4 protein-coding genes are annotated in these 4,625 nt (G+C 35.6%); all 4 read left to right on the top strand.

The genetic code is table 11. The features are described 5' to 3' along the window. Positions 1 to 159: 159 nt before the first annotated feature. The 4 genes from U9P79_00055 (at position 160) to U9P79_00040 (ending at position 4,324) form a co-directional block, all read left to right on the top strand. Positions 160 to 1,323 carry a mechanosensitive ion channel gene (locus U9P79_00055; GenBank protein MEA2103026.1) on the top strand — a complete coding sequence of 388 codons (1,164 nt, stop codon included), beginning with the start codon at positions 160 to 162 and terminating at the stop codon, positions 1,321 to 1,323. Positions 1,324 to 1,548: 225 nt separating this feature from the next. Then, a complete protein-coding gene (locus U9P79_00050; GenBank protein ID MEA2103025.1) occupies positions 1,549 to 2,154 on the top strand; it encodes a phosphatase PAP2 family protein in 606 nt (201 codons plus the stop codon). 214 nt (positions 2,155 to 2,368) lie between these two features. Continuing rightward, entirely contained in the window at positions 2,369 to 2,551 is a 183-nt protein-coding gene (locus U9P79_00045) for a hypothetical protein (GenBank protein ID MEA2103024.1), read from the top strand. Positions 2,552 to 2,620: 69 nt separating this feature from the next. Next, positions 2,621 to 4,324, top strand: coding sequence for a FlgD immunoglobulin-like domain containing protein (locus tag U9P79_00040; GenBank protein MEA2103023.1), 1,704 nt, complete (start codon positions 2,621 to 2,623; stop codon positions 4,322 to 4,324). Positions 4,325 to 4,625 lie beyond the last annotated feature (301 nt).

Genomic DNA, 4,625 nt, shown 5'->3' with positions numbered 1-4,625 from the left:
ATTTAACCATTTTATCCTTAGATTCGCCCATGGCGAAATGGTTTAACCCCCGTTTTTAAGTGGACTCATCCTATTAGATTAATTTTCCATAAAAGTTTACAGATTATTTCCAAACCGTATTTATCAACACAAATTTTCGCAAACGGAGATTAATAAATTATGATTAAAAATATTATTTCAAAACTCCATCCTTTTTATGACACTTTGGTTCCTATTTGGAATTACAGAATAATTTCTAATCAAGTGATTTCAATAAAGTTAGGGAATATTGTATTAGCAATCTCACTATTTTTGATTTTGTGGATAATTATGAGAAAACTGCTTGTCAAACTGATTTTTCCGTTCTTCAAGAAGAAGGTTGAGGATGTAAAAACAAACAAGTTAATTGAAAATCTTTTTTACTTGTTTTTTGGAGTAATTATCTTAGCATTTTCTCTTAACATCCTCGGTTTTTCCTTTAAGGTTCTTATGTCAATATGGGCTGCAAACATCTTCAACATTAAGGATAATCCTGTAAATTTGGGTAATCTTATTATCGGATTTGTAATTCTCATTTTTGGTTTACGATTATCTAAATATTTTTCGTTAGAGATCAATAAACTTTTTCAAAAAAGAATGGATTTAGATATTGATACAAGTAAAAATATTGAAACTCTGATTAAATATATCCTTATCATAATTGTAATCTTATTTTGTCTGTCAATTGTCGGAATCCCCCTTACAGCATTTACGATTATAGGTGGTTCGCTTGCGATCGGAGTTGGTTTCGGAAGCAAAGAACTTCTCAATAATTTTATTAGTGGGATGGTCTTAATGAGTGAAAAGCAGCACAAAATTGGTGATATTATCGAAGTAGAGAACAATTCAGGAATTATCGAACATATTGGGGCTCGCTCAACGAGAATCCGAACTTTTGATAATATGAGAATCACAATCCCGAATAGTAAATTGATGGAGAATACAATCACCAATTGGTCGCTAATTGACACAATCGTTCGCAGGAAAGTAGTGGTCGGAGTTGCTTATGGATCACCTGTAAAAAAGGTTGAAAAATTGATAATGAGAGCTGCAATTGAGCATCACAAAATTGAAGAAAAACCGAAACCCACAGTACTTTTTCTTGATTTTGCAGATAGTTCACTCGTTTTTGAGGTCCGCTTCTGGACAAATTTTGAAAAACCAATTGATATGCTTCAGATTGAAAGCGATCTCAGATTCCGCATTGAAGAGCTCTTCCGAAAAGCAGATATCGAAATTGCTTTCCCCCAACTTGATGTTCATCTTGATTCCAATCGTCCAATAGGGAAAAGTGAAAATGGATAATTAGAGTCTGTCCGTAAAGTATAGATTTTTCGACCTCACCCCGACCCTCTCCTATCGAGGAGAGGGAGACAAAAGTTCCCCTTCTCTTTGAAGAGAAGGGGTTAGGGGATGAGTTGTAAAAAGGATGAAGAATATATTTTACTTGATATGCTACTTTACGGATGGTCACTAATTACCATATCAAGACATAATTCTAAAAATCCAAAATAACCGGAGAATCATAAAATGATGCATTTTTTAATTGTATTAGACAGACAAATTTTTCTTTTTTTTAACAATACAATTGCCAGCCCAATATTCGATATTATTTTTCCTTTCATAACCGAGGAAAAAAATTGGATTATACCGGGATTAATCGCACTAATTATTTTTGTAATCGTAAAAAAAAAGCAGGCAATTCCGGTTATTATTTTAATAATTATCACTTTTGCCCTGACCGATTTGATCGCTTATCGCTTTTTGAAACCTCTTTTTGGACGATTACGTCCGTGTAATCCCGCTTATTTTAACAACGGAATACACATTTTTTTAAAAGGGGGAAGGTTTTTTTTTGGTCACAAATCATCTTTCGCTTTTCCATCCAATCACGCAGCAAACATTTTTGGTCTTGCTACCATGCTCACTCTTTTTTATCGAAACCGTTTTTATTATTTTTATTTTTTTGCTCTGTTAATCGGTTTCTCACGTATTTATATTGGTGTACATTATCCCTTGGATATTTTTGGAGGAGCAATTTTGGGAATATCGGTTGGCGGAAGCGTTTATTGGGGATATTTTGGAATCCTAAATTTTAGACGCAAAATTGCCGAAAAATTAACAACGAAAGAGTAACGGCGAAAAAGGAAAAACGGAGAAGGGAAAACGGAAAATTTGGTTTATTGAAACTGTCAGCGATAGTGATGAATTGTTATCGGAAGTGCAATATTCTCAAAGATTGAGATCGAAAATTTAGACCGCCCAACATCAAGACAAACAAAACTTGACATCATATTTGTTGAATAAAAAAAAACGGTTACTAAAATAATATCACAAGAAGGAAGGAAAAATGAAAAAATTAATTATTTTGACCGTAGTTCTCCTCATTTCAGGCTCTCTTTTTGCCGTTTATAATGTTGGTGATACGGTCAATGATTATAGCTGGACAGATAATACGGGTGCAGCCCATTCAATTTACGAATTGACTGAGCAGGGAACAGCCGTTGTATTATTCTGGGGTGGTACAAGTTGACCAAGTTGTACAGCGGCGGCGCCGCTTTTTGAAGACCTCTGGGTCGAATATACTAATGCTGGGCAAAATGTGTATTTCATCTCTCAAACAATCTGGCCAAACAGTACTTATTATAATGGCATTGGGAGTTCAGGGCCATTCGGAAATGGCTATATTCCTCTGTTTGCTGTAATTGGAGCATTAAATGTCTGTTATTACAACGGCAACTATTTTTCAAATGTTCAATCAGCATTAGATACGGCTATTGAAACTTTTGGGTTAACTGCAAATTTTGACGCAGTTGTAACAAATGGACCAGCCAATCTTGGAGTTCAATTCATTGATCATTCTTTTTCTCCCGAAGGAATTGACAGTTGGGAATGGGATTTGGATGGAGACGGAACTATTGATTCCACAGAACCGGAACCTTTCCTTCTCTATACTGAAATTGGATCTTATGATGTAATTTTAACTGTTACCAGTCAAGGTGAATCGGTAACAAAAACTTCTGAGGATTTTATCACTGTTACAGATGGAAGTGCTATTTCAGGTGAAGTGGCAGGTATTTGGACTCAGGAGAATAATCCTTATTACATTTCTGATGATACTTCAATTCCGGTAGATGCAGAATTGACGATTGAACCCGGCGTAACAATCAATGTTGCCCCAGACAAAATGATAGAAGTTAAGGGCAAGTTGGTTGCAGATGCCATTGAAGACATTTCAAACCCAATCATTATTACTTCAGATGAAAACTGGAAAGGTTTTTACGTCTTTAATTCTCAGCAAGATAATATTATCAGAGGATGTAAAATTTCCAAAGCAACTGATGGTGCAATACGGATTGATAATTCCCATGTTCAAATTATTAAGAACGTCTTTTTTGAGAATGAAAGTTCCTCTAAGGCAGCAGCTATTGATGTGAATAATTCGGATACAGTATTGGTTAGGCAAAATATTATTGCTAATAACACAAGTGGAAATTTAACCGGTGGAATTCAATGCGTTGGTTCTGCAATAACAGTAGAAAACAATATTTTCGCCAACAATTCCGGCACTTTTGGAGCAGCAGTTCTCAAGAGCGGTTCGGATGCAAATTTTGTGAACAACACATTCATCAATAATGAATCTACAAATGGTACACCCTATCTCTTTTTCTTATTTAATGCTTTCCCGACATTCTATAATTGTATCATTCAAGAAGATGTTGCGGATTTATTCTTTGCCCCCTATGGACCTCCTACGATTACATACACCTGCATAACCAGTGGTTTTGAAGGCGAAGGAAATATTGATGAAGATCCGCTGTTCATCGCACCAACTGCCGGAATCGGCACGGGATATGATGCTCTTGCAGCAAATTGGGCATTACAAACCGGTTCACCTTGTATAGATGCCGGTACTCCTGATCCTGATTATTTTGATTTAGATGGTTCCAGAAATGATATGGGTGCTTTTGGTGGGCCAACTCCATACGAAAATATTTGTAACGCCATAGGTGAACCTCAATCTGAAATTGCAGTTGGAACGATTCAATCTTTTCCAAATCCATTTATGAATTCAAGCACGATCAGTTATGCTCTTCAAAATGCGAAGAACGTAAATATTGCTGTTTACAATATTAAAGGTGAAAGAGTGCGGACTCTTGTTAGCGGTTTCCAATCTCAAGGCGAACATAATACAACTTGGAATGGAAATGATAGCAATGGGAATCAGGTTTCAAGCGGATTATACTTCTATAGACTAAAAGCAGGAAATAATACTCAAATTATAAACACTATACTTCTCAGATAGCTTCTTTATTCAATCTATATAATAATATGCTCCTACTGTTACTTTTGACGGTAGGGGCTTTTTTTATTTTGTATATTCGCTGAAGGGAAAAGGGGGAGGGGAATTATGAATTATGAATTATGAATTGTGAATTGTGAAATTGAAAAAAAATAGCCTATCCGTTTACGGATAGGAAAAAAATCGGACAAATTATCTTACGCCATTTATGGCGTTTTGGGGAGAAATATACGGGCGTGAACGCCCTTGATTATTTCGTTTGTTTTTTTACCCAGCCATGAATGGCTGGGCTATTAAAAAAACA

It is taken from the genome of Candidatus Cloacimonadota bacterium, from assembly GCA_034661015.1.
Classification (GTDB): domain Bacteria; phylum Cloacimonadota; class Cloacimonadia; order JGIOTU-2; family JGIOTU-2; genus JAYEKN01.
Note: the sequence above shows the minus strand (reverse complement) of the source record. Positions and strands in the feature narration are given on the sequence as shown.